The organism is Alphaproteobacteria bacterium (assembly GCA_040216735.1).
Lineage (GTDB): Bacteria > Pseudomonadota > Alphaproteobacteria > SHVP01 > SHVP01 > CALJDF01.
This window is the reverse complement of the sequence record JAVJOO010000005.1, coordinates 145,372-169,217: the sequence shown is the minus strand read 5'-3', so window position 1 is coordinate 169,217 and position 23,846 is coordinate 145,372. Positions and strand designations below refer to the sequence as shown.

Here is a 23,846-nt window from a genome sequence, read left to right as displayed (position 1 = left end):
GTCCAATATGACTGACTGGTCAGTCATATTGGTTTGGCGATGCCCGACACATGCACGACAACCCCATCCAGCGCCCCCGAGACCCGGCGCGCGGACAAAGAAACCGACATCCTGCGGGCGGCGCGGACCCAATTCCTGACCCGCGGCTATGCCGCCACCCGGCTTGACGACATTGCCACCGAAGCGGGCGTCGCCAAGGGCACGCTGTACCTCTACTTCCGCAGCAAGGAAGACCTGTTCCAATCGCTGGTGCGAACGGCCATTGTCCCGAACCTGGCCAATCTGGAAACGCAGGCGGCAGCCTGGCAGGGGCCGGTGGCAGATCTTCTTCGCCGCATCGCCGAGTTCGCCGCGGAAGTCGTGCGCAACGACGATCTCGTGGCGATGCCACGATTGCTCCTGGCCGAAGCGCGAACCTTTCCGGACCTGACCCGGTTCTACCACCGCGAAGTTGCCGCCCGCGGCCTGCGGCTGCTGGCCGGCATCATTGGCAAGGGGGTCGAGCAGGGGGAGTTTCGCCCTGTCGACCCGCTGGTAACTGCCCGCTTGCTTATTGCCCCCTTTGCTTTCACCGCGATGTGGCGGGGCGCCTTTGCACCCCATGACGAAGAACCCATCGACCCAGCCGTCGTCGCGAAGACCCATATCGACATCTTCCTCGACGGCCTGCGCGTTCAACCTAGGAGCGGCCCATGAGCAACGTCTTCGATTGGATACGAGAGACTGCCGCCGCCGCGGTCATGGCCGTCGGCGCCCTTTTCGGTACGGCCGACGAGGGACCGATCGCCTATCAGGGCTATGTTGAGGGCGAGTACGTCCGGGTAGGTGCGGCGACCGGCGGGACGATCGATACCCTCAACGTTCGCCGCGGCGATACCGTCCAGCCGGGTGAGGTCGTCTTCATTCTGGAGCACGAACGTGAAAGCGCCGCGATGCGCGAAGCCGCTGCCCGTCTGGCCGAAGCGCGTTTTGCATATGACAACCTGCGTACCGGATTGCGCGACCCCGAGATTGCTGTATTGGAGGCGCAACGCGCCCAGGCCGAAGCCGATTTGGTCCTGTCGGAGTCGGAGTTGCGTCGCGTTCGCCAACTCATCCAAACCAATGCCGCGGCGGCGCAACGGCTAGATGCCGCCGAGGCCTCGGTTACGCGCAATGCGGCGCGCGTCGGCGAGCTGCGGGCGCGCATTCAAAGCGGGCGCATGGCCGCGCGTGACGATGAGATTGCTGCGGCGCGCGCCCGAGTGAACGCGGCCAGCGAAGCGATGGTTCAGGCGGAGTGGCTGCTATCTAAGCGGTCCGGGCTCAGCACCGCCAGCGGCCTTGTGACCGACACTCTGTACCGGGTAGGCGAGCAAGTGCAGTCCGGCCAGCCGATAGTCGAAATATTGCCGCCGGAGAACCTTGTGGTCCGGTTCTTCGTGCCCGAGGCAACCCTGGTGTCGCTCGCGGTGGCCCAACCGGTCTGGCTGCGATGGGGTATCCCAGCGCACACAAGGGCGGCCACGGTCACCTACATTGCACCGCAGGCGGAATACACGCCGCCGGTCATTTACAGCGAAAGCGCCCGCAGCAAACTCGTTTTCCTGGTCGAGGCGCGCCCCCTAAGCGTTGAGGGGCTGCACCCGGGTCAGCCGCTCGACGTGACCTTGGCCGAGCCCGCGCCGGTGGCTGAGCCATCACCATGAACGACGCACCCGAGGACGGCCTCGCCATTTCGGTCCGCGGACTAAGCAAGAGTTTCGGCGGTAAAACCGTCGTGCAGGATTTCGGCATCGACGTCGAACGCGGTGCGATCTACGGCTTTCTCGGGCCCAACGGCAGTGGCAAGACCACGACCATCCGCATGCTGTGCGGGTTGCTGCGGCCCGACGCGGGTAGCGGGACCTGCCTCGGCCACGACGTGATCCGAGAGACAGCAGCGATCAAGCGCCGCGTTGGCTACATGACTCAGCGCTTTAGTCTCTATGAGGATCTTTCGATCCGCGAGAACCTCGATTTCGTCGCGCGGATTTACGGGGTCAAGCAACCGCGCCAGGTGGTGCGCGAGACGCTCGATCGACTCGGTTTGACCACGCGGCAGCGGCAACTCGCTGGCCACCTGTCGGGCGGGTGGAAGCAACGTCTGGCGCTTGCTGCGTCGGTCATGCACAGGCCAGACCTTTTGCTCCTCGACGAGCCGACGGCCGGCGTCGATCCCAGCGCTCGACGGGAGTTTTGGGACAACATTCACGAATTGGCTGAATCGGGAATAACGGTCCTGGTCAGCACACACTACATGGACGAAGCCGAGCGCTGTCATCGAATTGCGTACCTCGCCTATGGCCATTTGCTGGCGCGCGGTACCGTCGCCGAGGTTGTGGCCGAGTCAGGCCTCAGCACCTGGATCGTCGATGGCGCACCAAGTGGGCTCGCTGCCGAAATGCGCCGTAGTCCGGGCGTCGATTCGGTCGCGGCGTTCGGCCGACGCCTGCACATCAGCGGCCGCGACGGTGAGCGATTGGCCCAAACGATGGCGGGCCTTCAGCAACGGGGCCTGAGCGCGCAGGAGACCGTCCCCTCGTTGGAAGATGTGTTCATCCGCCTAATGGGCGATCAGAACGGTGGGAACGCCTGATGTTTTCGTTTCGCCGCTTTGCCGCCGTCGTCGTCAAGGAATTCGTCCAGATGCGGCGCGACCGGTTGACCTTCGCGATGATGGTGGGGATCCCCATCGTGCAGCTGGTGCTGTTCGGCTTCGCTATCAACAGTGATCCCAAGTCGTTGCCCACGGCACTTCTGAGCAACGACAACAGTGCGTTCAGCCGCAGCTTGGTGCGGGCCATGGAGAATACCGGCTACTTTCGCATCGTCGCCGTGGTGCAGAACGAGTCCGCCGTCCGCCGGATGTTACGGACGGGCGAAGTCCAGTTCGCGGTGACCATTCCCACCGATTTTTCGCGCGACGTGCAACGGGGGATGCGGCCGAGCGTCTTGGTCGAGGCCGATGCGACCGATCCGGCAGCGACGAGCAATGCGATCGGGGCGCTACGCGAGCTTCAATCCTTGGCGCTACGCCATGATCTATCTGGGCCGCTGGTTGCGCTGCGCGCTGGCCCGCCACCGTTCGAGATCGTGATCCACCGCGCCTACAACCCGGAAGGCATCACCCAGTACAACATCGTACCGGCGTTGATCGGCGTGATTTTGACGATGACCATGATCATTATGACGGCGCTTGCGGTGACCCGCGAAATCGAACGCGGGACGATGGAAAACCTGTTGTCGATGCCGGTGCGCCCCGCCGAAGTGTTGCTCGGAAAAATTCTTCCCTATTCGTTCGTTGGCGCCATTCAGGTGGCGATCGTGATGATTGCGGCGCGCCTGATCTTCGACGTGCCATTCGTCGGCAATCTCTGGCTCTTCGGCGCAATCGTCATTGTTTTCGTTGTAACTAACCTCGCACTCGGGCTGATGTTTTCGACGGTCGCACGCAATCAGTTGCAGGCGATGCAAATGGCGATCTTCTTTTTCCTCCCGTCGATTCTGTTGTCCGGCTTTATGTTCCCCTACCGCGGGATGCCGGCGTGGGCGCAGCTGCTGGGCGAAGTCCTGCCGTTGACCCATTTTCTGCGGATCACTCGCGGAATCTTGCTCAAGGGCGCCGAATGGCGCGATATCGCGCCCGAGGTTTGGCCGCTTTTGGCGTTTCTCGCGGTGGTTCTGATGGTGGCCCTGAGGCGGTATCGGCAAACCTTGGACTGACCGACCGGGCAGATGGCGGAAGCGGCGATTTTTGGCACTGCAACATGATCAGCGGCAACCCCTGATCGGTGGCTGCAAGGGACTGATAAACAACAAAATTTTCCGGAGATAGTGCTGTCCAAACGGGTGCCGGATCGGCTATATTAGGGCCCCCGGATGGCCGCGATCGTTGCGGTCATTTTGCGTCCGCAAATACTACATCTGGTAGGCGGTCGGTGTCGGTCGACGAGGGGCAAATACCGACGCTACCGCCGCATGAGATTGATCATTTGACCATCGACGACGACACGCCACCATCGGCACCGACGCCGCCCGCGCCGCCCCAAGGCCCTAGCGGGGTATCGCCGGTCACGATCGAAGAGGAGATGAAACGCTCCTACCTCGACTATGCCATGAGCGTCATCGTCAGCCGCGCCCTGCCGGATGCCCGCGACGGTCTCAAACCGGTTCATCGCCGCATCCTGCATTCGATGAACGAGAGCGGCTTTGACTTCAACAAGCCCTACCGCAAATCCGCCCGCGTCGTCGGCGACGTCATGGGTAAATATCACCCCCACGGTGACCAGGCGATTTACGACGCCATGGTGCGGATGGCGCAGAACTTTTCGATGCGTCTGCCACTGCTCGACGGGCAGGGCAACTTCGGGTCGATGGATGGCGATCCGGCGGCTGCGATGCGCTATACCGAAATCCGCATGGCCGAATCCGCCCATGCCCTGCTCATGGATATCGACAAGAATACGGTCGATTTCCAGGACAACTACGACGGTTCGGCGCGCGAGCCGATCGTTCTACCCGCGCGCTTTCCGAACCTACTTGTCAACGGCGCCGGCGGCATCGCGGTCGGCATGGCGACCAACATTCCGCCGCACAATCTGGGCGAAGTGATCGACGCGTGTTGCGCCTACGTCGACGACCCGGACATCACCGTCGAAGCGATGTTGGGATACGTGGCCGGGCCCGACTTCCCAACCGGCGGGATCATCCTGGGCCGTAATGGCCTGCGCGAGGGCCTGCGCACGGGTCGCGGCTCGGTCGTGATTCGCAGCAAAGTGCATTTCGAGGATGCGCAGCGCGAACGCACCGCCATCGTCATTACTGAAATACCCTACCAAGTGAACAAATCGCACTTGGTCGAACAAATCGCCGACGTCGCGCGCGAAAAACGGGTCGAGGGCATCGTCGATCTGCGCGACGAGTCCGATCGCGACGGTGTCCGCGTGGTTGTCGAAGTCTCGCGGACCGTGAATCCCGACGTCGTGTTGAACCAGCTCTACCGCTTTACCCGGCTTCAAACGTCGTTCGGCGTGAATATGCTGGCGCTCCAAGGCGGCCGTCCTGGGGTCATGAACCTGCGCGATCTGGTCGAAGCCTTCGTCAATTTCCGCGAAGAGGTGATCGCGCGGCGGACCAAGTTCGAACTCGGCAAGGCGCGCGACCGCGCCCACGTCTTGGTCGGCTTGGCGATCGCGGTGGCGAATATTGACGAGGTCATCGCGATGATTCGCGGTGCTAAGGATCCTGCATCCGCCCGCGAAGCGCTGACCGGGCGCGATTGGCCCGCCGAAGACGTGGCCGAGCTGATCGCCTTGATCGACGAACCGGGCCGGCGGGTGGAAGACGGGGTCTACCGCCTATCCGAAGAACAGGCGCGTGCGATCCTCGATCTGCGTCTGCAACGCCTGACCGCGCTCGGTCGCGACGAGATCGGCGACGAACTCAAGCAGTTGGCCGAAAGAATCCTCGACTATCTCGATATCCTACGCAGCCGCGAGCGCCTTATGGGCATTCTCCGGGCCGAACTTGTCGAGATGAAGGAGAAATTCGCAACCCCGCGCAAAACAGTGATAGAGGAAAGCTTCGTCGAGTATGACGAAGAAGACCTGATCCAACGCGAGGACATGGTCGTGACCGTCAGTCACGGCGGTTATATCAAACGGGTGCCGCTCTCGACCTACCGCACGCAACGGCGCGGCGGCAAGGGGCGTTCGGGGATGTCGACGCGCGACGAAGATTTCGTGGCGCAGGTCAGCGTCGTTAACACCCACACGCCACTACTGTTCTTTTCGTCGCGCGGCAAAGTTTACAAACTCAAGACCTATCGTCTTCCGCTGGGAACGCCGCAGGCGCGGGGACGCCCCATGGTCCATCTGCTGCCGCTGGCCGAGGGCGAAACGATCGCGACGATCCTGCCGGTTCCCGAGGACGAGACGACGTGGGGCGATCTGGTGGCGGTTTTCGCCACCGCCGAAGGGCTGGTCCGCCCGATCTCGCTCAACAAGTTCGACAACATCCTGACCACCGGGATCATCGCCATCAAGTTGAAGGAGGGGGACCGGCTCGTCGGCGTTTCGCTGGCTGCCGACGACGACGACATCCTCTTGGTCGCGCGCGGCGGCAAGTGCATTCGTTTCGCCATGAAGGGTGTGCGCCTCATGGGCGGCCGGGCGACCGCCGGCGTCCGTGGCATGGCCCTCAAAGGAAGCGACGAGGTCATTTCCATGTCGGTCCTGCGTCACACCGCCGCCGATGCGGACGAGCGCCAAGCCTACCTCCAGGCCATCGGCGCGCGACGCCGCTTGGCGGTCTCGGACTATGATGGCAAGGACGCTGAAAAAGCGCGCGACGCCGAAATGGCGGCTCGCCTCGATGAACCGGCGTTTGCCGCGATGATGGACGCCGAGCAGTTCATTCTTTCCTTGACCGAAAACGGCTTCGGCAAACGCTCCTCAGCTTACGAATACCGTATGACCAATCGAGGCGGCTCGGGGATCATCAATATCGAGACCTCCGAGCGAAACGGACCCGTGGTTGCGTCCTTCCCTGTGGCCGACAGCGACGACATCATGCTGGTCACTGACGGCGGCAAGCTCATTCGCATTTCCGTGGGCGACATTAGGATCGCCGGACGCAACACGCAGGGCGTTATCGTCTTCAAGACCGGTGAGGGTGAGAAGGTTGTCTCTGCCGCGCGCCTGGGCGAGGATGACGACGCTGAACCGGACGCTGCGGAAGGCACGGACGGCGCACCAGTCGAAGTGGCGTCGGACGGCGAAGACGCAAGCGCCGGTATCCAAGACGCGGGCGAAGCGATCCCGCCGGATGAACCATCGGAGCAGGAGTAGAAACGTGGCGAAGCGGACGGCGGTGTATCCCGGGACATTCGACCCGATCACCAACGGTCATGTCGACATTATCCGACGCGCGACGCGACTGGTGGATCACCTTGTTGTCGGCGTCGCGGCAAATCCGGGCAAAGGCCCGATTTTCGGCCTGGACGACCGACTCGATATGGTGCGCACCGAGGTCGGCGAGATCGCCCGCGAGAACGGCACCGAAATCGAGGTCGTTTCGTTTTCAAACCTGCTGATGCATTTCGCGGCCGAATGCGGTGCCGTGATGATTATTCGCGGTCTGCGCGCGGTCACCGATTTCGACTATGAATTCCAGATGGTCGGGATGAACGCGCGCGTGAACCCGGAAATCGAGACGGTATTCCTGATGGCGTCCGAGCATCACACCTTCATTTCGTCGCGCTTCGTCAAGGAAATTGCGTTGCTCGGCGGCGACGTCACGAGTTTTGTGCCGCCGCGCGTCCATACCCGGTTGATGGCGCAAGTGAGTAACCTTACCGGATCACCAAGCGAGTAAAGAACGATGAAGCTATGGCGTTGTTTAAGTGCGGCGATGGTCGCCCTTGTTTTGTTGACCGGGCAGAGCGTTGCGGCCGACCCGGAGAACACTCTCTATCTCGACCTTAAGGACGGCCGCGTCGTGATCGAGTTGCGGCCCGATCTTGCGCCCAATCATGTCGCGCGGATCAAGACGCTCGCGCGCCAAGGGTTCTACGACAATACGCCGATTCACCGAGTGATCGAAGGATTCATGGCGCAAATGGGCGACCCGTCCGGCACCGGATCGGGCGGTTCGGACTTGCCCGACTTGCGCGCAGAGTTCAGCAACGAACGGCATGTGCGCGGGGCGGTGTCAATGGCGCGGACCAGCGATCCCAATAGCGCGAATTCGCAGTTCTTCATTATGTTCGCGGCCGCACCTGGGCTTGATCGCCAATATTCGATTTGGGGACGCGTGACCGAGGGCATGGAATTCGTCGATCGGATCAAACGCGGTAGCGGCCAAAGCGGCGTCGTCCGTCAACCCGATCGCATCGTCAGTCTCAAAGTCGCCGCCGACGTCGAATGACGGCGTTACCGGTAAACCCAACGCGTCATTGAAAGGCGGTTCCCATGGAAGACACGATCTATCTCGACCTCAAAGACGGACGCGTGACGATCAAAACACGCCCGGACCTCGCGCCGCAGCACGTCGCGCGAATCAAGGAACTGGTCCGCGAGGGCTATTACGACGAAACCCCGATCCACCGGGTCATCGAAGGGTTCATGGCGCAGATGGGCGATCCGACCGGGACAGGGTCGGGCGGCTCCGACAAGCCAGACTTGCCGGCGGAATTTTCCGACGCGCCCCACGCGCGCGGCGCCGTCTCGATGGCGCGCTCGGCTCACCCGGACAGCGCGAACTCGCAATTCTTCATCTGTTTTGCCGATGCCAATTTCCTCGACGGCCAGTACACCGTGTGGGGCGAGGTCACCGACGGGATGGAACACGTCGACGGGATCAAGCGCGGGGCCGGTCAAAATGGAACCGTCAGCGACCCCGATAAAATCGTGCGGATGCAGGTTGCCGCCGACGCTGAATAGCGGCACTGCCGGACAACGCCTCGCAGACTACGACTTCGAGCTGCCGCGTGAACTGATCGCGCTGCGGCCGGTCGAGCCGCGCGATACCGCCAAACTCCTGTACTTGCCGCGCAGCGGCGATCTGCAACACAAGGCGGTCGCCGACCTGCCGGGATTGCTCCGCCCGGACGACATCCTGGTGTTCAACGATACCCGGGTGATCCCGGCCCGCCTACAGGGCCACCGGAGGGACTCCAAGGTCGAGCTGACCCTGCATAAACGGATGAACAAAGACACCTGGGCGGCGTTCGCCAAGCCTGCGCGCCGCCTCCGTCCGGGAGATCGCATCGATTTCGCCGAAGCATTTTCGGCATCGGTTGAAGAAAAGCGGGAAGCGGGCGAGGTCGTTCTGCGGTTCGATGCCTCAGGTGAAGGGTTGTGGGCGGCGTTAGAGCGATTCGGGTCGATGCCCCTGCCGCCCTACATCGCGTCGCAACGAGCGCCTGACAACAGCGACCGCGACACCTACCAAACCATGTTTGCCCGCGAACCTGGCGCGGTCGCGGCGCCGACCGCCGGTCTGCACTTCACCGAGCGGCTCCTGACGGCGATCGCCGCGCGCGGGATTGCCACCGCGACGGTAACCCTACACGTCGGCGCGGGTACCTTCCTGCCGGTCAAGACCGAGGATATCGCGGCGCACACGATGCACGCGGAGTGGGGGCGGGTCACCTCCGAAACTGCGGCGGCATTGAATGCCGCGAAATCGCGGGATGGCCGGATCGTCGCTGTCGGCACCACCAGCCTGCGCCTGCTCGAAAGCGCCACTGATCAAGGCGGCACGGTGCAGGCGTTCGAGGGCGACACCGATATTTTCATTACTCCCGGTTATCGTTTCAGGGCTGTCGACGCCCTTTTGACGAACTTTCATTTGCCCAAGTCGACGTTGTTGATGTTGGTCTCGGCGCTAGTGGGGCGGGAGCGCATCCTTGCCGCTTACGAGACCGCCAAGGCAACCGGCTACCGGTTCTATTCCTACGGCGATGCCTGTCTGCTGGAGCGGGGGGCGTGAGCGATCTTCCCTTCCAGATCGATGCAACCGACGGCGCGGCGCGCGCCGGTGAGATCGCCACCACCCATGGCGCGATCCGCACACCGGCCTTCATGCCGGTGGGAACGGCGGCAACCGTCAAGGCCCTCACCATGGATCAGGTCCGCGCCACCGGTGCCGATATCGTTCTGTGCAATACCTACCATTTGATGCTCCGACCAGGCGCGGAGCGCATCGCGGCCTTAGGCGGCTTGCACCGGTTCATGAATTGGGACGGACCGATTCTGACCGACTCGGGCGGGTTCCAAGTGATGTCGCTGGCGAAGCTACGCAAGATCGACGACGACGGGGTGACGTTTCAGTCGCATATCGACGGGACCGCGCACCGGCTGTCCCCGGAACGAGCGGTGGAGTTGCAGCGTCTCTTCGGTGTCGATATCGCGATGGTATTGGACGAGTGCACGCCGTACCCAGCTGATCGCGACACCGCGGCAAAATCGATGCGGCTGTCGATGGATTGGGCGGTGCGGTGCCGCGCGGCGTATCGGCCATCGGCGGGCCGGGCGCTGTTCGGTATTGTCCAAGGCGGCGTCTATCCCGAGCTGCGGGCCGAATCGGCGGCCCGCCTGATCGACATCGGGTTCGAGGGCTATGCCATCGGCGGGCTCGCGGTCGGCGAGGGGCAGGACCAAATGCTCGGCGTGCTGGACGTGACGGTGCCGCATTTGCCGGCGGACCGGCCGCGCTATCTCATGGGCGTCGGTAAACCCGACGACATCGTCGAGGCCGTGCGCCGGGGCATCGACATGTTCGATTGCGTTCTGCCGACCCGCTCCGGCCGGACGGGCCAAGCGTTCACCCGCGATGGACCGCTGAACATTCGCAATGCCCGTTTTGCCGACGACCCCACACCGCTGGACGAGACCTCGGACTGTGCGGCAAGCCGCGACTATAGCCGAGCCTACCTGCACCACCTCGTCAAATCCAAGGAGATCCTTGGCGCGACGCTGTTGACCTGGCACAACGTCGGTTTTTATCAGCGCCTAATGGCAGACCTCCGGTCCGCCATTGCCGCCGGGTCCCTCGACGCGTTTGCTGCCGATTTCCTTGCCCGCTACCGAAACGAGGATGGGACGGCGCCGTGAGCGTCGCCCTGGCCGGCAAAATCGACTAGACTTGCCGAAATTTCCGTGCCGTCCACAGGAGAGACACCATGGCCCAAGCGTCACCCCATTCGATGTATGCGACCCCCGACCACGACGAGGCGGCGCGCGAGGACTTCGTTCTAGAGATGATGGTTCATGTGTCGCGCGATCTGACACCTGGGAAACGCAAGCTGTACGACCATGTGGTCAAGCCGAAATTCGAAAAGGCCCAGGGCCGCGCGCCGGTCAACCGCCACGAAGTGCGTCGCGCGATGGAGCAAGAGGAATTCAATCAGGTCTGGGGTGCACTGCGCCGGACGACCCAAGAATTGATGTTCGATTCGATCGGCGAATCGGTGGAACGCTTGAGCGGTAACCTGATGGACCGCGCGCAAAAAGTTACAAAACCAACCAATAGCCGCCGCCAGGGCACGCTTGTCCTCGATCCGAATTTAGAAATCCCCCGCTACCACACCGCAGTCGACATCCACTGTAAACCTGGCGGCTATCACAGCGAGTTGCTGCCGGCGGATGATCTCTTTGCCGGTGCCGAATACGATCGGTCATACAACTTGTTCGCGATGGGGGCCTCGGGGCCACTCAACGACGACATGGGTCGCTCGGTCGCGCGTTACGCCAAGCAGACGTTCACCGATTTGAAGCCACGCCGCATCCTTGAGATCGGGTGTACGGTGGGGCATTCGACGTTGCCCTACGCGGACCTTTATCCCGATGCGGAGGTCTATGCCATCGATGTCGCCGCGCCCTGCCTACGCTACGCCCATGCGCGCGCCGAATCGCTCGGCTACGCGGTCCATTGGTCGCAACAGAATGGTGAACACACCAACTTCCCCGACGGTCATTTCGACTTGATCGTGTCCCATATTCTGTTCCACGAAACCTCGAACAAGGCGCTGCGGAACATTCTGGCCGAGTGCCACCGGTTGTTGTCAAAGGGCGGCGTGATGGTGCATTTCGAGGCGCCGCAATACGAAGACATGCCCGACCCCTACGATCACACGCTGGGCGACTGGTCGACGCACTACAACGCCGAACCGTTCTGGGGCACGCTGCACGACCAGAATCTGCGCCAGCTTATGCACGAGGCCGGTTTCCCCAAGGAGACACTGTTCCAGCACAAGTTCGCGCCCAGCGTTTTTCTCGAACAATCGCCCAAGCACCGCGCCGTTTCGCGGACGCCGGCCTATCCTGTGTTCGGTGCGCGCAAGATCTAACGTCACGTAGGCAACGCCGATGGTGCGCCTGATCGTTATCATCGGGCTGGCCCTGTTGGGGCTGGTCGGTCTATGGGTGTTGCTGCGCCGCCGCGACAAAAAGAACGTGAATCCCGGCGCTCGGTTACCGCCGTTGAGCGATCATGACGAGGCAGAGGATGCGACGATACCCTCGCGCCTCGCCGAGCTCGACGAAATGCTGGAACGCGGTGAGATCACCGAAGACGAGTACATCTCGCGCCGCCGCCATCTGCTGGGCGACGAGGACGACGACTGAGCGCGACACACCTGGGAGGCTCTATGGGCGTTTATGCCGACCGATACGGGGTCGATGTCTCTGCGGCGAGCGCAGCAGCGGTTGCCCACCTCGACGATGCCGTCGATTCGTTCTTGCGGTTCGCCAACGACGGCGGCGAGCACCTCGGTGCAGCCCTGACGGCCGATGCGGACCTGGTGCTCGGCCATTGTTTGATGGGCTATTTCATGCGGCTGGCGAACGACCCGGCGCTGTTGCCGGGCGGGGAGGCTGCGCGCGCGCGTGCTACTGAGATCGTGGCCCAGGGCGACGTGGGTGCGCGCGAACGCCTCCATGCCGCCGCGCTCAACTGTTGGTACGACGACGACTGGCCGGGTGCGATCTCCCACTGGGAACGGGCTCTCTTGGAGAATCCCCGCGATCTTTTGGCGCAATGGGTCTCGCATCTCGTACAGTTTTTCCTGGGCCGCATGGCGCCGTTGCGCGACTCTGCGGCGCGCGCGCTACCTTTTTGGCCGGACGGGCAGGCGGGGTCGCCCTATGTCCAGGCGATGTACGGCTTCGCCCTTGAGGAAACCGGTGCGTTCGAGCCCGCCGAAAGCTGGGGGCGCAAGGCGAGTGCGGCAAACCCGGACGGCGTATGGGGCGTCCATGCCGTCGCCCATGTGCTGGAAACCCAATCGCGGCTGCGCGAGGGCGTGGCCTGGTTGGCCGATCTCGACGGCCGGTGGCCGACTCTCGGGCCTTTTGCCCATCATATGTGGTGGCACCGCTCGCTCTATCACGTCGAACTGGAAGAGTTCGAGACGGTGTTCGAGCTATACGCCCGCGGCGTACGGCCCGAAGAGACGATGGATTACATGGATATCGCGAATGCAGCCGCGTTGCTGTGGCGGCTCACCAGCCGCGGCGTCGATGTGGGCGATCGGTGGCAGGAACTTGCCGACAAGTGTGCGGTCAAGAAGGACGACCATCTGTTGCCGTTCTCCCAGGTACATTTCGCCATGGTCCTCGGTTACGACGGTCGCGGCGAGGATCTCGATGCAATGATCGCGGGCTCACGGGCGCTAGCGCGCGGTAATGGTACCGTCGCTGGCCTCGAACGCGACGTCCTTTTACCGATGGAGGAGGGCTATGCGCACTTGGCGCGGGGCGACTATGCCGGCGCACTCGCGCGTCTCCTGCCGGTGCGCTACGGCATCGGGAATCTAGGTGGCAGCAACGCCCAGCGCGATGTCTTCGCCCAAACCGTGATCGACTGCGCGTTGCGCGCCAAGGATTACAATCAGGCCCGCAGCCTGTTGGCCGAACGCGTCGCCAACCTACCGGGTAGCCCCTGGGCGTGGAAACAGTATGCCGTTGCCCTGAACGCCTGCGGCGAAGCCGAGGGAGCAAAACTGGCCGAGACCAAGGCCGCCGCCCTGCTCGCGGCCTGAACGCCGGTGGTGCCGCGGTTGAGCCTTTTCTGCTAGGATCTCCTTCCTCAATAGCGAGGGTGTCCAAACACAGACCCCAAAGCGTCACCCCTTCTGCGTAACTGGCGATATCAGGTGGACCGACCACCGGGGAGCGTAGAAGTAATCCTCAGCCGATCGCCTGGGCACGTCGTCACCGATGCGCCCGGGCGTTTGTGTTTCAGGCTTAGGAGAATGCCATGAAGATCGTCTTTCTGATTTACGACGGGATCACCGCGCTCGATGCGGTCGGTCCGTACGATATTCTCAACCGCGTCCCCGGTACCGAGGTGCAGTTCGTTGCCAAGGAGCGCGGCCCTGTTCGCACCGGCAACGGCGCTCTTGGCTTGGTGGCGGACTACGCCCTGAGCGAGGTTACCGCTACCGATGTGCTGCTGGTACCGGGCGGCTCCAAGGGCATCGCCGAAGCGATCCACGATCCCGCCTACAAAGATTGGATCGTCGCGCTCGATGCGACGACGCAATGGACGACGTCGGTGTGTAGCGGCGCGCTGTTCCTGGGCACCGCCGGCCTATTGATGGGGCGTCGTGCGACGACCCACTGGCGCGCCGGGCACGGTTTGGCGAAATACGGCGCGACCTACGTTGCCGAACGCTATGTGCGGGACGGCAAATACGTGACCGCGGCGGGTGTATCGGCCGGGATCGACATGGCGCTCTATTTGGTCGAACAAATGCAGGGCCGCGATGTTGCCCAGGCGGTTCAACTCAGTGCCGAGTATGTCCCGCAGCCGCCGTTTCCGCCGGTCTCGGCCGCTGCAGCGTCGGGCCACCTCAAGGAACTCGTCGCCAAGCTCGCGGTGTAACGCCTCAATAGTCCTCCCTCTGCGCGCAGGGGGCGGAACGGTTATGGGGCCTACGCGCGAACCTAGCGTCTTGTCATCAAAGCGTCGCGAACCGGTGCCACGCTGTGCCGTGTTGGAGAATCAACGGAGCCGGAGGATGGCATGACGACCAATTGGGTCGACCAGTTGACCGCCAATTGTTTGAGCGCGAGATTTGGCGAGGACGGCGCAATGGAAATCGCCGTGCGCGAACTCAACCGTTGCAACGCGGCAGACAACGCCGAAGGCGCCCGTGCCTGGGGCGGCGTTGTCGCGGTCTTTCTATACGACCAGACGGACCGTTGGGCGGCGTGAACGGCGCCTACCTTGCCATGGCCACGGTGCCCTCGGGCAGGCCGTATACGTGATCGGAAATCTGTCCGGGGTGGCAGAACCACACGTCGTCGCGGCGTTTGGCCATGTGCTCGAAAACCCGGCGCAATTGCCGGATTCTGTGGGGCTGTCCCATTAGGAACGTGTGCAGCGAATAGCAGTTGATCTGCGGCCAGCCGTGCTTGGCACTTTCATCGACCATTTCATCGAAGGTATCGATCATCATACGGGTAAAGGCGTCGTCGTCGATGCCGCGGTTGATGAAGGCGGGAATGTCGTTGAGTTCCATCGAGGGGTAGGGGACCGCAAGGATCGGGCCCTTGTCGGTCCGGAACCACTGCGGTTGATCGTCGAACCACCAGTCCATCATGTAGGTGTAGCCGAATTCCTTAAGCAGTTCCGGCGTCTGCGGGCTTTGTGAAATGAACGGGCCGAGCCACCCCTTGGGCGTCTTGCCTTCTTCTTTGAGGTAGCGCGCGTTGGCCATCTCGAACATTTCGCGTTCTTGATTGCCGGTCATTTCGGCCTGGCGTTCGGAGTTGGTGCGGCCGTGGCCGACGATCTCGTCGCCGCGCTTGCGCCACGGCTCGAGGATTTCCGGGCAGGCGTCGTAGACGCTGGCGTTGAGCAGAATGGCGCAGGGTAGTTCGTAGTCGTTGAACAGGTTCAACAACCGCCAAATGCCGAGCCGGTTACCGTAGTCGCGGTAGGCAAAGCCCCGGTGGTAGGGCGCCTTGGGCATCGAGGTGAAGTCGGCGCCGGGGTTGAGCCCGAACTCAAAAGCCTCGACGTTGAGCGCAAAGTAGACGGCGACCTTGGCACCGTTGGGCCAAGTATATTGTGGCCGCGTCGGGATCGCCGAAAAAGAGTAACGGTTCTGGAAGCTGTACGGATTGTCGGCCATTGATCGTTCCTCCCGGCGTGGTGTGACGTTCTCCTTTATAGCCAACCAATGCCGGATAAGGCGAGTGGCCTTATCCGCTCCGCCCGGTGGGTGTGCGTGGGCCGATCAACGGTTAGAATGCAGCCGCTTGCAGTATCACGCCGCCTATTCCAGTCGTCGACCCGGAGATCAGCCCATGAAAAACACCCTTGGCCACCGCGCCACCGTTGGTATTCTCGTGCCGGGACGGAACACGACCGTTCAACCGGAATCCGACGACATGCGCCCGGCCGGCGTTACGAATCACGTCGCCCGGATGACCAATGTCGGGGTGCCGGCAGGGGCAGGTGCCGACTTCAAGATCGGGCAATATGCGCTCGACATGGAGGGCGCGATCGACGCGGTCAAGCTGGCACTCCCGGACATCATCCTGTTGGGTCATTCGCATGATTCCTTCGAGGGGGGCGTGGCCGGCGGCACGGCCTTTCAGAAGAGACTTTGCGACTACGCGGGGATGACGGTGTTGGTCCCCTCGCTTGCCTATGCGGCGGCAGTCAAGGCCATGAACTTGACGCGGGTCTCCATCCTGACGCCCTACCTCACGGCCGACGACGGGCTGGTCCGGGGCTTCTTCGAAAGCCTCGGCTGCACCGTGGTCAAAATGAAGGCGCTGCAATACGACACCGGCCATGCCATCGCCCAAACCCCAGCGGAGACGATCCGCGCCGCGATCGGCGAACTCAACGACCCCGGTATCGATGCGATCCTCCAGGTCGGCACCAATCTGCCGACCGCGCGGATCTCCGACGAAGCGGAGTTTTGGCTCAAGAAGCCGGTGCTGTCGGTCAACGTCGTGGACTATTGGCACACACTGCGCACGCTCGGCATCGACGACCGGATCGCCGGGTTCGGAACTCTGTTGCGCGATTACTAAGCAACCCCGCCAGGGCGCCGCCCCCCGCGCTTGCACGGTCGCGTGGTCGCCTGTATGTCTGGCCGCCCTTCAGGAAAGCTCCATGCCCAAGAACAAATCGAAGACCACGATCATAATCGACTCGCCCTACGCGGATTATGCGTTTTACCAATGCCTCTATTCGCGGGCGCGCTCGTTCAAGTTTCTGGAGGCCGAAGGGGCGGTGTTCATGATCGAGCACTTGATGACCCACGCGCCCAGTTTGCGCAAACGCCCGCTCGACATCGTCGAGTTTTTGGCCGGTGCCGGCGAGTACGAGCAATTCATCCGCGCCGAAGCGCGCTTCAAGATCGGCAAATATGTTGGCATCGATGCGATCCGGCCGCCCAACGCCAAAACCGAACTCTTGGTTGGCCCGGTGGAAACGACGTTCCCCGACTGGAAGGCCGATGCCGTCTTGGCCATGTTCTATAGTGCCAGCAGTATTCTTGGCACCGACGGCAAGCCGTCGCCTACGGCGCTCCTTGGCATGGCGCAAAACGCCCATCGTAACCTGAAAAAGGACGGCGGCTTCATCTTGTCGTTTCCTGCACGTGGCGAATCGCTCTCGTTTCGTGAGGACGAGGAGAACGAGGACGAGACCGAGATTGCGATCCCGATCTACAGCGCCCTGCGCGAACGCTTTGGGTTGCGTCCGGTTGAGGACGCTGTCATCCGCTATAAGTCGGAAGAAAGCTACGAGCGCTCGACAGGCCTTTCGATCGAACAAATCAAGGATGCCCGCGTCGTTCGAGTCGAGGACGATGCGGTCCTGGGCAAGGTCGTGGTCAAGAACCCGATGTACCAACAATACCTGTCGGAATCCCACTTTGTTTGGATACTTCGGGAGGCCGGATTCCGAGAGTTCATGTTCTTCGACATCAACGCCGACGGCGGCACCCCGACCTACGAGCGCCTGCCCGAGGTTATGACCGAGCCCGAGCAATACGCCAACCACCTTGTGGCGGTGCGTTAGGCCGCCTAATCCGCTAAAGTGCTGGGGCTTAGTCCCTAGCGAGGTTGGCCATGCCGGAAATCGGGCTCCACGATATGTACCCGGAGGCGGCGCACGACGAACAGTCGCGCCAGAACTTCATTCGCAATTTGCGCGGCCACGTTCTCGGGACCGTCTTGGGCGGGGCGCAAAAGGTCTACGAAGCGCGCGCCCGGCCGGCCTTTGAGCGAAGCCAAAAACGCCGTCCAAAAAACGCGCGCGAAGCGTTCACCGCGATGCAGGGCGACGACTACGGCAAGACCTTTTCGGCATTGAACCGTACCACCCAAGAAATGCTCTACGACACCGTTGGGCCGTCGATCGCGCGGCAATTGCCCGACCTGATCGATCGGGCCGCACGGCAAAAACAGGTGGGCTCGCTGACGCTCGACCCATCTGTAGTTGTTCCGCGCTACAATGCGGCGGCTGACATCCATTGCAAGCCGGGCGGTTACCACAGCGAGAACGTCGCCGACGATCTGTTCGCGGGCGCCGAATACGACCGCTCGATCAACGTCTATTTCTTCGGCACGCTTGGGCCATTTAACGAAGACATGGGGGCGTCGGTCGCCCATTGGGTCCGGCAGACCTACCCAGCCTTTGCGCCGCGGCGCATTCTCGATATGGGTTGCACCATCGGCCATTCGACGCTGCCCTATTGCGATGTGTTCCCCGGTGCCGAGGTCCACGCGATCGACGTTGCGGCGCCGGTGCTGCGCTACGGCCATGCGCGGGCCGAGGCGATGGGACGAGCGGTGCATTTTGGCCAACAGAACGCCGAGGCGACGTCCTTTGCCGATGGGTCGTTCGACCTAGTGGTGTCCCACCTGCTGCTCCATGAAACTTCGACGGCGGCGATGGCGCGCGTGTTCAAGGAGTGCCACCGGCTGCTGCGTCCGGGCGGGTTGATGGTCCACCAAGACGGCGTCGGGTTCAAAGACGATCCCTTCGACGGTTACTTCTCGGAGTGGTTGACTCACTACAACAACGAACCGTTCCTGGGCACGCTCCAGCGGCTGGATTGGACCGACATGGCGGTCGGGGCCGGTTTTGAGCGGGCCAAGACTTTCGACCGTCGCGTCCCCAGCCGGCAGGAAAACGGCAACGCGACGCTCAGCAAGAAAGAGACCGGCACTCATTACGTCTTCGTGGCTGAGAAATAGCGACGGCTAGTCGGCGGCTGCGACGTCACGCCGGGCGCCGGTCGGCGTGTCCGCGGCGATCTCCAGGATCAATTTGCGCTGCACGGCCTCGGCGAAACTGAGTTCCTCGCCGGCGACAACGACGAAGGCTCCGGCGCCGCCGATCACGACCTCGGCGAAGTAGTTCTCCAGCGTCCCGAAGCCGCGATTGGCTCCGCCCGGCCGGCCGGAGCCTGGGCGGGCGATTGCCAGTCCATTGATGGTTACGCCGCTTTGCACCACCGTGTCGCGGGCAAGATCGATCGGCACGCCGCCGAAGTTGCCGGCGTCGGCGGATACGTCGATGATTTTCCGGTGCGAAGCGATGTCGTTGTCGTGGATAAGATCGGCCGAATAAATCAACGCATTGGAAATAGAGTTGTGACCGAAGGCCATCCGCGGTGCGGCGATTAGGGCGTCCGCGAACCGTTTCGCCGATTCAAGATCGGAAACGATCGTCCAGTCGACGATGGTGTGTTGGGACTCCGCCGCACCCCATTCGACATAGGTCACCGCAATGCGCCCGCTGGGGCCGAACTGTATCGCCTCCAGCACGCGCGGATCCGTCAGCGCGAGGCCATAGCCTTCGCGTTGCAAGCGCAGTTCGGCGTCGTCGATCGACCCTGATCCATCCGCCGCCAGAACCAACTCTAGATCGACGCTTTGGCTTTGTGCCCGGGCAGAGGCGGGGGCAATAAAGCCGAGCGCCATGGCCATAACCGTGACCATAACTCGTACGAATGTGCGGGGACGGTGGCAGGTCATCGTCGCTCTCCTGGGTTCGCTCTTGCCCCATTATCGCGGCCTGGAGCGTACGTCCAAGCGCGTTCGCGTGAGCGTTCCGGCGCGGCAGGCAACCGCCGATATTTGGGCTATGGTGGGGGCCGAAAACAGAGGCATGCGCTATGAGCGACGACGATCCGTTACGGCCCAAGACCTTCAATCAACAGTTGCTCGCCGGCGGCCGGGCCCATCCGGTGATCGGCTGGGCCGTCCTGGGCCTTGGAATCGGCGGTGCGGTGGGGGCGGGGAACGATGCGATGGGCGAGTCGCTTGCCATTGGCGCGGTCCTCGGGTTTGCCGCAGGAATATTTATCGTCCGCGGGTTCGCCCGCCGCCGGGGTCGGCGCGACGACGGGTAAAGCGCCACCGGCGGTCGAACAAAAAAAGCCCGCACGGCGCAAACCGTGCGGGCTTTCCTTTAGTAGCTGTTGGCGCGTGCTAGCCGCGCTTGCCGTCGAGACGAACTTCGTGCCAGTTGATCAAGCGATTGACCGGCTTGTAGTCCTTGACGTAGCTCTTGACCGCATCCAGATCGACCGAGTCGAGCAAGAACATCGACGCAGCTTGGTCATGGTAGTACTGCGCGATCTGCTTCAGAAGAGCGCGCCGTTTGACCGGGTCGAACTCCTCGTTGGCGGCTTTGATCGTAGGCTCGATGTCCGGGAAACACGTCCACTTCATCGGTGAATTGCACGAATGCAGACCGTTGATGGAGCGCATGATGTCCATGGTCGGTTCCGAGCCGTAGTTGAAGCTGAAGACCCGCGCATCTCCGAACTTGGAGGTGTCGCGAACCCGGGCAATCAGGTCGGGTAGGGTGATCGCGCGCACTTCGAAGTCGACGCCGATCTTCTTCAATTCGTCGCCGACGAACTGGACGATGTCCTTCCAGTCGCCCTGCGCCGTAACCGATTCACCGATGATCTTCAGACCGTTGCCGTAGCCGGCCTCGGCCAACAGCGAACGGGCTTTCGCCGGATCGTACGGATAGGGTTTGATATCGTCGAAATAGCCGTTGATGGACGGGGTGCCAGGCTGACCGGTGGTTTTGGTCGTACCCTGCATGATGACGTCGACGAACTGCTGCATGTTGATGCCGTAGTTCAACGCTTGGCGCACCCGAGCGTCGGAAATCGGACCGTCGGTGTTCGAGAAGAAGTGCATAACGGTCGTCGCCGTGCCCGCACTGACCTGCAACGTGCCGTTCGAGGACTCGACCTTCTCCTTGTTGTCGGCGACGAGTTGGAAGGCGACGTCGATTTGATCGGACTCGAAGGCCTGAACGCGCGCCGGCAATTCGGGCAGGAAGCGGAATTCGATGCGGTCCATCTTGCCGACTTGCCAGCCTTGGTCGAAGCGCTCGAGCGCGACGCCGTCGTTAGTCCAGCTTACGGTCTTGTAGGGTCCGGTGCCATTCGGGTCCTTACCAATGCCTTCGAAGGTCACGTCTTGCATGTGCTGCCAATCCAAGACCTTGATGACGCCGAGCGTCGAGGGCAGCAGCGGATCGGGCGCCTTCGTGGTGATCTCGACGGTGTAATCGTCGATCACCCTGGCGCCGACGATGTTGCGCGTATTGCGGGTGATGTTCGCGGCCTTGGCCAAGCCTTCGTCTGAAGTTAGCCAGTTGATGATCTGCGCCACGTCCTCGGCGGTGTGGTCGTTGCCGTTGTGGAACTTGACGCCTTCGCGGACCTTGAAGGTCCACTTGGTTTTGTCGGCGGCGTTTACCTGCCACGACACCAAGATTTCGGGAATCGGCCCGTCCTTGTCGCTGGTGGTGTAGAGGTCGTAGGCGGTGCGGAAGACGAAACCGCCCGAATGCGACGTGTCGAGGAACGGGTTGCCGAGGCCGGCCGGCAGGCTGCTGTGCCCGACGATCAGCGTGTTAGACATATCGGCGGCACCGGCCTGGGACATCCCAAAAAGGGCCCCCGCAGCGGCTGCGCCGACCAGAAGTTTTTTGAACGAGCCCATTGGCGAGCTTCCTCCCTGAGAGTTATTGGACGCGGGCGATACTATACACGACCGGCCCGCCGGGGCGAGGGGCTGGACCCGTGGAAAACGGGGCGGCCCGCCGGTCGGGGGCCGCATTTCCTGTCTCCACCGGCGTTGACTTGGAGGCGCGAAGCCCCTACGAAACTCGACACGTGAGCCCGTAGCTCAGTTGGTAGAGCAACTGACTTTTAATCAGTGGGTCGCAGGTTCGATTCCTGCCGGGCTCACCAATAATTTCAATGACTTATGCGGTCACTTCTAAAGTGATGGTTTAAGGTTGCGTAACTTTGCACGCGATCCCACGTGTAAGCTCTTCGACCTTTAGGGCCCGCCCTGCAGCGCCTGGAGACGATCCGGACAACCCCCTAGGCCGGTTTGAAATTGCCATGCAGACCGAGCGGTAGTGGGTAGGGAAGCGTCGCCACCGCGACCGGTCCGCCCGTCAGATCGCGGGCATCGAAAATGTTCAACTGGGTTTGCTTGGTATCGGTATCGAGGGTGGTGCCGACCAGCCAGCCGTCGGCTTCGGCGGTCGCGCCGGAGCGGGGCACGAATAGATGCTCCTCGGCTATCCGCGAGGGGCCGTAGTCGTAGACCATGCGCCGATCGCGATCGAGATCGTAGCGTTGGATGGCCGCGAATAGCGGGTGTTTGGGCCCGGCCGTCCCACGCGCGAGACCGAATAGGGTCCCATGGCGCCGCCCTGCGACCCGCGGATCGATGCGCGGAAACTCCATGGCGACCGACACATGTTGCAGTTCCGCGCGGCCGTCCGGGTGCAAAGCGAACAAGGTCAGGCGGGCCGCCTCGATATCGGTATTCAATCCGTCCATCACTTGACCCAAGGCACCCAGGATCGGTCGTGCGTCGCGGTACAGACAGGCGTCGAAGCGGATGGTGCCATCGTCTTCCTCCCACGCGTTGCCGTAGTGAAAGACGAATCCAGACGGCAGATCGTAGCGGCGCACGACCTCGAAACTCTCCTTGTCGACGACCAACGCGATCATCGGCTGCGCCGGTTCGTAGCGGTGGCGGTCCAAGAAACTCCCGGCTGTGCCGGTAAGGACGAAGGGCGGCAACACGACGACGATGTGCCGCGCTGTCGCGATGAAGTCGTGGACCATAGAGGGCGTCGGCATGTCGATCAGACCGGTCTTCACCGCTTGTCCGCCCGCGTCGACGCGGTACAGGATCATCTTGCCAATCCACGGCGCGGCCCCGAAGTTCCACAGGGTGCCGTCGGCGTCGATCCGGGGATGGGCGCTAAAGGGGGCGCCCGCCGTTTCTTCGGCCCAGGTATGGAATCCTTGCGTCGAAAGATCGGTGGGGTCGAGCGCGGTCGGCTCACCACCTTCCCACAACGCCAGCAGCTTGCCGCCATGATTGACGACATTGATGTTGGCGGCATTCATCGCGTTCGACGAGTCGACGGGGCGCATCCCTTTGAGGTGGGTGCCGAAGGCCGGGTAGAGGAACCGGCCGGCGGCTTCCTCGGCGCGAAACTTCGGTGTCATCACCATTTTGGCGCGGTGGCGGACGCGGCCGTTCTCAATCCGCCAATCCTGGACCATGCCGTCGCCGTCGAACCAATGCCGGTAACGCACGCCGCCGCGTTCGTGCTGCGCCGGACCGATCCGGTACAGGGTGCCGGCCAAACCGGTCGGGATTCGCCCTTCCACGACGGCCTCGGCGGTCAGTTCGGGAGCGGGCGGGTTGCGAAAGCCGATCAGCCAGGCGGGGTCGGGTTCAGTGGCCGCGGCGATCCGTGCCAACGGACTGGCGGCGACAAGCGTGGCCCCGGTCAGGAGAAAACGGCGGCGGGAAATTGTCATCATCGCACCACGATGTCGGCGCGGGCGCCGGCGTCGGTGAGGTCAACCGCCGCGTCATCGAACGTGGCGGGACCGAAGGATCCGCGGGCGTTGTTGCCGAACCCGGTCGGCTCGACCGGAAATTTGACGATGTTCGTGTCGAGTTTCCCGTTGGCGTTCTCGTCATGGAAAACGGCAACGGCGTATCGTCCGGCAGGTAGGTCGACGATGGCTCGAACCGTCCCCGTTTCGCCCACCGCGATTTTCAGGTTGGCGCTGCCGACCCCGTCGTCCATTGCGGCCTGGCTGGCATAGACCGCGATCATCGCGTAGCCTGCCGGCTGTTCCAGTCCTCGAACGGTTATTTCCAAGTCGGCCGCGATTGCGGGCGCCGTGATAAAGGCCGCTGCCAATGCAGCACCGTATCGAATGCTCATTCTATCGCTCTCCTAGATCGTGGGGCAGGGATGCGCCCCGCCAACGT

The 23,846-nt window shown here is 62.6% G+C and carries 24 protein-coding genes, 1 tRNA gene and 1 riboswitch; of the genes, 20 read left to right on the top strand and 5 right to left on the bottom strand.

From position 1 onward, the window contains the following. Positions 1–39 precede the first annotated feature (39 nt). The 15 genes from RID42_14040 to RID42_13970 all read left to right on the top strand — a co-directional run bounded on the left by RID42_14040 (position 40) and on the right by RID42_13970 (position 14,742). Positions 40–696 (top strand): TetR/AcrR family transcriptional regulator, encoded by a 657-nt coding sequence (locus RID42_14040; GenBank protein MEQ8248792.1) that lies wholly within the window; start codon positions 40–42, stop codon positions 694–696. Further along, a complete protein-coding gene (locus tag RID42_14035) occupies positions 693–1,688 on the top strand; it encodes an HlyD family efflux transporter periplasmic adaptor subunit (protein ID MEQ8248791.1) in 996 nt (331 codons plus the stop codon). The genes RID42_14040 and RID42_14035 overlap by 4 nt, the downstream gene beginning before the upstream one ends. After that, positions 1,685–2,617, top strand: a complete 933-nt coding sequence (locus RID42_14030) for an ABC transporter ATP-binding protein (protein ID MEQ8248790.1) — start codon at positions 1,685–1,687, stop codon at positions 2,615–2,617. The genes RID42_14035 and RID42_14030 overlap by 4 nt, the downstream gene beginning before the upstream one ends. Further along, positions 2,617–3,744: an ABC transporter permease gene (locus RID42_14025; GenBank protein MEQ8248789.1), complete on the top strand. Its 1,128-nt coding sequence runs from the start codon at positions 2,617–2,619 to the stop codon at positions 3,742–3,744. The genes RID42_14030 and RID42_14025 overlap by 1 nt, the downstream gene beginning before the upstream one ends. 215 nt (positions 3,745–3,959) lie before the next feature. Further along, positions 3,960–6,869, top strand: coding sequence for a DNA gyrase subunit A (gene gyrA, locus RID42_14020; GenBank protein ID MEQ8248788.1), 2,910 nt, complete (start codon positions 3,960–3,962; stop codon positions 6,867–6,869). A gap of 4 nt (positions 6,870–6,873) precedes the next feature. Next, entirely contained in the window at positions 6,874–7,395 is a 522-nt protein-coding gene (gene coaD / locus RID42_14015) for a pantetheine-phosphate adenylyltransferase (GenBank protein ID MEQ8248787.1), read from the top strand. 36 nt (positions 7,396–7,431) lie between these two features. Continuing rightward, positions 7,432–7,947, top strand: a complete 516-nt coding sequence (locus RID42_14010) for a peptidylprolyl isomerase (protein MEQ8248786.1) — start codon at positions 7,432–7,434, stop codon at positions 7,945–7,947. A gap of 44 nt (positions 7,948–7,991) precedes the next feature. Then, positions 7,992–8,462: a peptidylprolyl isomerase gene (locus RID42_14005; protein MEQ8248785.1), complete on the top strand. Its 471-nt coding sequence runs from the start codon at positions 7,992–7,994 to the stop codon at positions 8,460–8,462. Beyond that, positions 8,443–9,513, top strand: coding sequence for a tRNA preQ1(34) S-adenosylmethionine ribosyltransferase-isomerase QueA (queA, locus tag RID42_14000; GenBank protein MEQ8248784.1), 1,071 nt, complete (start codon positions 8,443–8,445; stop codon positions 9,511–9,513). Before RID42_14005 ends, queA begins: the two co-directional genes overlap by 20 nt. Next, positions 9,510–10,637, top strand: coding sequence for a tRNA guanosine(34) transglycosylase Tgt (gene tgt, locus RID42_13995; protein MEQ8248783.1), 1,128 nt, complete (start codon positions 9,510–9,512; stop codon positions 10,635–10,637). The genes queA and tgt overlap by 4 nt, the downstream gene beginning before the upstream one ends. A 68-nt stretch (positions 10,638–10,705) precedes the next feature. Continuing rightward, a complete protein-coding gene (locus tag RID42_13990; protein MEQ8248782.1) occupies positions 10,706–11,872 on the top strand; it encodes a class I SAM-dependent methyltransferase in 1,167 nt (388 codons plus the stop codon). A 19-nt stretch (positions 11,873–11,891) separates the two neighbouring features. Then, positions 11,892–12,149 (top strand): SHOCT domain-containing protein, encoded by a 258-nt coding sequence (locus RID42_13985; protein ID MEQ8248781.1) that lies wholly within the window; start codon positions 11,892–11,894, stop codon positions 12,147–12,149. 23 nt (positions 12,150–12,172) lie between these two features. Beyond that, positions 12,173–13,564, top strand: coding sequence for a tetratricopeptide repeat protein (locus RID42_13980; GenBank protein MEQ8248780.1), 1,392 nt, complete (start codon positions 12,173–12,175; stop codon positions 13,562–13,564). 87 nt (positions 13,565–13,651) lie between these two features. Next, positions 13,652–13,737, top strand: a riboswitch (ZMP/ZTP riboswitch). 45 nt (positions 13,738–13,782) lie between these two features. Next, positions 13,783–14,409 carry a DJ-1/PfpI family protein gene (locus RID42_13975; GenBank protein MEQ8248779.1) on the top strand — a complete coding sequence of 209 codons (627 nt, stop codon included), beginning with the start codon at positions 13,783–13,785 and terminating at the stop codon, positions 14,407–14,409. A 141-nt stretch (positions 14,410–14,550) separates the two neighbouring features. Next, positions 14,551–14,742, top strand: a complete 192-nt coding sequence (locus RID42_13970; protein MEQ8248778.1) for a hypothetical protein — start codon at positions 14,551–14,553, stop codon at positions 14,740–14,742. Positions 14,743–14,749: 7 nt separating this feature from the next. On the opposite strand, the gene RID42_13965 is transcribed toward RID42_13970, so the two are convergent. Beyond that, entirely contained in the window at positions 14,750–15,664 is a 915-nt protein-coding gene (locus tag RID42_13965; protein MEQ8248777.1) for a polysaccharide deacetylase family protein, read from the bottom strand. A gap of 175 nt (positions 15,665–15,839) precedes the next feature. Between RID42_13965 and RID42_13960 the strand changes: the two genes are divergently transcribed. The 3 genes from RID42_13960 to RID42_13950 all read left to right on the top strand — a co-directional run bounded on the left by RID42_13960 (position 15,840) and on the right by RID42_13950 (position 18,752). After that, the gene (locus tag RID42_13960; protein ID MEQ8248776.1) at positions 15,840–16,577 is read left to right on the top strand and encodes an arylmalonate decarboxylase; all 738 of its coding nucleotides are present in this window, start codon (positions 15,840–15,842) and stop codon (positions 16,575–16,577) included. Positions 16,578–16,659: 82 nt separating this feature from the next. After that, positions 16,660–17,571 carry a hypothetical protein gene (locus RID42_13955; protein ID MEQ8248775.1) on the top strand — a complete coding sequence of 304 codons (912 nt, stop codon included), beginning with the start codon at positions 16,660–16,662 and terminating at the stop codon, positions 17,569–17,571. Positions 17,572–17,621: 50 nt separating this feature from the next. Continuing rightward, complete coding sequence (locus tag RID42_13950; GenBank protein ID MEQ8248774.1) at positions 17,622–18,752, top strand: class I SAM-dependent methyltransferase; 1,131 nt, start codon at positions 17,622–17,624, stop codon at positions 18,750–18,752. 6 nt (positions 18,753–18,758) lie between these two features. Here RID42_13950 and RID42_13945 read toward each other — a convergent pair whose 3' ends face one another. Beyond that, on the bottom strand, positions 18,759–19,535 hold the full coding sequence (locus RID42_13945; protein MEQ8248773.1) for a DUF1194 domain-containing protein: 777 nt from the start codon (positions 19,533–19,535) through the stop codon (positions 18,759–18,761). Between the two features lie 140 nt (positions 19,536–19,675). On the opposite strand from RID42_13945, the gene RID42_13940 reads away from it, so the two are divergent. Then, the gene (locus RID42_13940) at positions 19,676–19,912 is read left to right on the top strand and encodes a hypothetical protein (protein ID MEQ8248772.1); all 237 of its coding nucleotides are present in this window, start codon (positions 19,676–19,678) and stop codon (positions 19,910–19,912) included. A gap of 79 nt (positions 19,913–19,991) precedes the next feature. On the opposite strand, the gene RID42_13935 is transcribed toward RID42_13940, so the two are convergent. Next, entirely contained in the window at positions 19,992–21,530 is a 1,539-nt protein-coding gene (locus RID42_13935; protein ID MEQ8248771.1) for an ABC transporter substrate-binding protein, read from the bottom strand. Positions 21,531–21,705: 175 nt separating this feature from the next. Between RID42_13935 and RID42_13930 the strand changes: the two genes are divergently transcribed. Beyond that, positions 21,706–21,781: transfer RNA gene (locus RID42_13930), tRNA-Lys, on the top strand. A gap of 135 nt (positions 21,782–21,916) precedes the next feature. On the opposite strand, the gene RID42_13925 is transcribed toward RID42_13930, so the two are convergent. Together RID42_13925 and RID42_13920 are read right to left on the bottom strand one after the other, a co-directional pair. Next, positions 21,917–23,386 (bottom strand): carotenoid oxygenase family protein, encoded by a 1,470-nt coding sequence (locus RID42_13925; GenBank protein ID MEQ8248770.1) that lies wholly within the window; start codon positions 23,384–23,386, stop codon positions 21,917–21,919. Continuing rightward, a complete protein-coding gene (locus RID42_13920; GenBank protein ID MEQ8248769.1) occupies positions 23,383–23,799 on the bottom strand; it encodes a DUF2141 domain-containing protein in 417 nt (138 codons plus the stop codon). Before RID42_13920 ends, RID42_13925 begins: the two co-directional genes overlap by 4 nt. Positions 23,800–23,846: the final 47 nt, after the last annotated feature.